The organism is Acinetobacter sp. ANC 4862, from assembly GCF_004336635.1.
GTDB lineage: Bacteria > Pseudomonadota > Gammaproteobacteria > Pseudomonadales > Moraxellaceae > Acinetobacter.
In genome coordinates this window covers 1-4,151 of the sequence record NZ_SJXH01000068.1, presented here as the reverse complement: position 1 = coordinate 4,151, position 4,151 = coordinate 1, and the positions used below count along the sequence as shown (strand labels likewise).

2 protein-coding genes are annotated in these 4,151 nt (G+C 40.9%); both read left to right on the top strand.

The window, feature by feature from the left end:
• The first annotated feature begins 660 nt into the window (after positions 1 to 660).
• On the top strand, positions 661 to 3,267 hold the full coding sequence (gene acnD / locus E0409_RS16355) for a Fe/S-dependent 2-methylisocitrate dehydratase AcnD (RefSeq protein ID WP_131292611.1): 2,607 nt from the start codon (positions 661 to 663) through the stop codon (positions 3,265 to 3,267).
• Between the two features lie 426 nt (positions 3,268 to 3,693).
• Positions 3,694 to 4,074, top strand: a complete 381-nt coding sequence (locus E0409_RS16350; RefSeq protein WP_131292608.1) for a hypothetical protein — start codon at positions 3,694 to 3,696, stop codon at positions 4,072 to 4,074.
• Positions 4,075 to 4,151 lie beyond the last annotated feature (77 nt).

Here is a 4,151-nt window from a genome sequence, read left to right as displayed (position 1 = left end):
TCAGCACTCAATTCAGCAAGTGTTTTTTCTGCTTTAATCGCAGCAAGTGCTACCTTAGCTTTAAAATCATTTGAATGATTTCTTCTTGGTCTACGTGCCATAAAATACTCCATATATTGATGTTTATAACATCATTTGGGGAGCAAAATATCACTTATAAGTGTTGTTCAAATTTCCTGATCCACCTCTTTTAATTATATTGAGAGCTAAGTCACTAAAAAAGAGGGCGTTTAAAAGATACGACGAGTGACGCATAGTCTTGAGACGTATTTAACAGGGGGGTACAGTAATTTTATTAAAATGATCTGATATTTTATGAAGATAGGTTTAGGAATCCTAAACAATGTGTGTGAGTGAGAAAATTTTAAGTAACATAATAAAAATACAACTCTAGGTTGTTTTTTATCCTAAAAAACATATCTAATACTAAAGAATGAGGCTGATTTCCCACTATTTTTCCCAAAAATGCATCTTTAGAGCAAATATTCCAATGTTTATGTAACTAAATATTTCAAAAACGGGGCTTTTTTGAGTTAAGTTTATGAAATATATAAGATTTGGGAAATGGCTTTTTCACAGCGTACAATGCCATCGAAACGATTGTGACTCGTCAACAACAATTACGTAGTAAAGAAAAATGATTCAAGAGGCAGGTAAGCTATGAACAACAACTACCGTAAACCACTGCAAGGCACCCAGCTCGAATATTTTGACGTGCGCCAAGCCGTAGAAGATATTCAGCCAGGCGCATATGCCAAACTTCCATATACCTCAAAAGTGCTTGCAGAACAGTTGGTGCGCCGTTGTGATCCAGCCATTTTAGAGCAGTCATTAAACGAACTTATTCAACGCAAACAAGACCATGATTTCCCTTGGTATCCGGCACGTGTGGTCTGTCATGACATTTTGGGTCAGACCGCACTTGTAGACTTGGCGGGCTTGCGTGATGCGATTGCCGATCAAGGGGGCGATCCTTCAAAAGTGAATCCGGTGGTGCCAACACAGCTGATTGTCGACCACTCATTGGCAGTGGAGTACGGCGGTTTCGATCCTGATGCATTTGAGAAAAACCGTGCCATTGAAGACCGTCGCAATGAAGACCGTTTCCATTTTATTGAATGGACCAAAACCGCTTTTGAAAATGTCGATGTGATTCCTGCGGGCAACGGCATCATGCACCAGATCAATCTGGAAAAAATGTCTCCGGTGATTCAAAACCGTGATGGCGTGGCATATCCAGACACTTGTGTAGGAACTGACTCGCATACGCCACATACTGATGCACTCGGTGTAATCTCCATTGGTGTGGGTGGCCTGGAAGCTGAAAATGTGATGCTAGGTCGTGCATCGTGGATGCGTCTACCGGACATTATTGGTGTGGAACTGGTCGGTCAGCGTCAGCCGGGCATTACTGCAACTGATATCGTATTGGCTTTAACTGAATTCTTGCGTAAAGAACGTGTGGTCGGTGCGTATCTTGAATTCTTTGGTGAAGGTGCAGACAGCATGTCGGTAGGTGATCGCGCAACGATTTCCAACATGACCCCTGAATATGGTGCAACGGCTGCGATGTTCTACATTGACCAGAACACCATTGATTATCTGACTTTGACCGGCCGTGAATCTGAGCAAGTCAAACTGGTTGAAACCTATGCCAAAGAAATTGGGCTTTGGGCATCGGACATGAAACAGGCAGAATATCCACGTGTATTACGTTTCGACTTGTCGACTGTGACCCGTAATATTGCCGGTCCATCAAATCCGCATGCGCGTGTATCGACTGCTGACCTGAAAGAAAAAGGCATTGCCGGTGTGGTTGAACATCGTACCGATGGTTTAATGCCGGATGGCGCAGTGATTATCGCAGCCATTACCTCTTGTACCAATACTTCAAACCCACGGAACACTGTTGCAGCAGGTTTGTTGGCTCGTAAAGCCAATGAGCTGGGTTTAACCCGTAAGCCTTGGGTGAAATCATCTTTTGCACCGGGTTCTAAAACAGCAGCACTTTACCTTGAAGAAGCAGGTGTATTGCACGATTTAGAAAAACTTGGCTTTGGTATTGTGGCCTATGCTTGCACCACTTGTAACGGGATGTCTGGCGCGCTTGATCCAAAAATTCAGCAAGAAATTATTGACCGTGACTTGTACGCGACTGCGGTACTTTCAGGTAACCGTAACTTTGACGGTCGTATCCATCCTTATGCAAAACAGGCATTCTTGGCATCTCCGCCATTAGTGGTTGCTTATGCGATTGCCGGTACAATTCGTTTTGATATCGAAAAAGATTCACTTGGCAATGACAAAGATGGTAATCCAATTTACTTAAAAGACATCTGGCCATCGGATGCTGAAATTGATGCATTGGTGCAAAAGTCAGTTAAGCCTGAACAGTTCCGTAAAGTCTACATTCCAATGTTTGATCTGGGTGAGCGAGAAAAATCGGTAAGCCCACTGTATGATTGGCGTCCGCAAAGTACTTATATTCGCCGTCCGCCATATTGGGAAGGGGCGTTGGCTGCACCGCGTACTTTAAGCAATATGCGTCCATTGGCTATTTTGGGTGACAACATCACCACCGACCATTTATCGCCATCGAATGCGATTGTGTTGGATAGTGCTTCTGGTGAATATTTGGCGAAAATGGGCGTGCCTGAGGAAGACTTTAACTCTTACGCAACTCATCGTGGTGACCACTTGACTGCACAGCGTGCGACCTTGGCAAACCCGAAACTGTTTAATGAAATGGTGCGTCGTTCAGATGGTACGGTGAAGCAAGGTTCGAAAGCGCGTGTAGAGCCTGAAGGCGAAGTGATGCGTATGTGGGAAGCGATTGAAACCTACATGAACCGTAAACAGCCTTTGATTGTGATTGCAGGTAAGGATTATGGTCAGGGTTCAAGTCGTGACTGGGCTGCGAAAGGTGTTCGTCTTGCAGGTGTTGAAGCGATTGTAGCTGAAGGTTTTGAGCGTATTCACCGTACCAACCTGGTTGGTATGGGCGTGTTGCCGCTTGAGTTTAAACCGGGTACAGACCGTAAAACATTAAAGCTAGATGGTACTGAGCTATATAGCGTAATTGGTAATATTGCGCCACGTTCGACTTTAACTTTAGTGATTGAACGTGCTACAGATGATGGCAAGGAACAGATTGTTGAAGTGCCTGTAACTTGCCGTTTAGACACCGAAGAAGAAGTTTCTGTATATGAAGCGGGCGGTGTATTACAACGCTTTGCACAGGACTTTTTAGAAGGGCAAGTGGCTTAACTTTATTTTTTAGAAAAATAAAATCTCCCCTAGCCCCTCTTTGAAAAAGGAGGGCCGGGGAGGATTTATAATCAAAATAATTGATATTGTTGTAAAAAGACCCTAAATTGAAAATAGAAATTTTTAAGGGTTAAATTGTGGCTGATAAAAAAAGAAATTATAGTAAATACAAGTAAAGAATTATTTAATATAGCTGAATTAGATTATAAGTATTTATCAATAGGTTTCATTGATAATATGAATTTTATAAGTTTTTTTGAACTCAATCCTAATGCGTATCTTTCTTTTGCGAAGACAGATTTAAAACAGAAAGATGATCGAGGATTAATTAATGCCTTATCAAATTCTAAGAGAGCTATTGATTGCTAGATAGAGAACACATTAAAAAATTTTAATATAAATTTAAAAAAAGTTCCAAAAGCAGCGTTGAACTTTTGTGAAGATGTTTTAGAAGATGATAATAAAAATATCAGTCCTATTTCGTTGCGTTTGTTTTGTGCTCTAGGCCTGTCTCCAAATTTACTTGTAACTGAAGTAAGGAATTTAAGAAATAAAATTGAACATGAGTTTAATCTTCCTGAAAAAGAAGATGTGTTGCGAGCGTATGAAGTAGCTGAATTGTTAATTAATAACATAAAAGCTAAAGAAATTTGTTCTTGTAAAATTGATATTTCAGATATTCATAAGCATGGAGATTCATCATGGGATCATTTTTCAGGCTTAGTATTTAGTTCAACTTTTAGGCTTAGACAAGAAGAGATAGGGAATTTTAGATTAACCCGAATTACGGATAAGAAAACCGCTTGAAAAAAAGATGGCTAGAGCCATTTAGAAAGTTACTACACAAACCAAAGACTCTAACCACCATGTCTGATTTTACAGAA

What these genes read in the sequence shown, in the direction of transcription:
- acnD (WP_131292611.1), top strand. Translation starts at nt 661, where the DNA reads ATGAACAACAACTACCGTAAACCACTGCAAGGCACCCAGCTCGAATAT.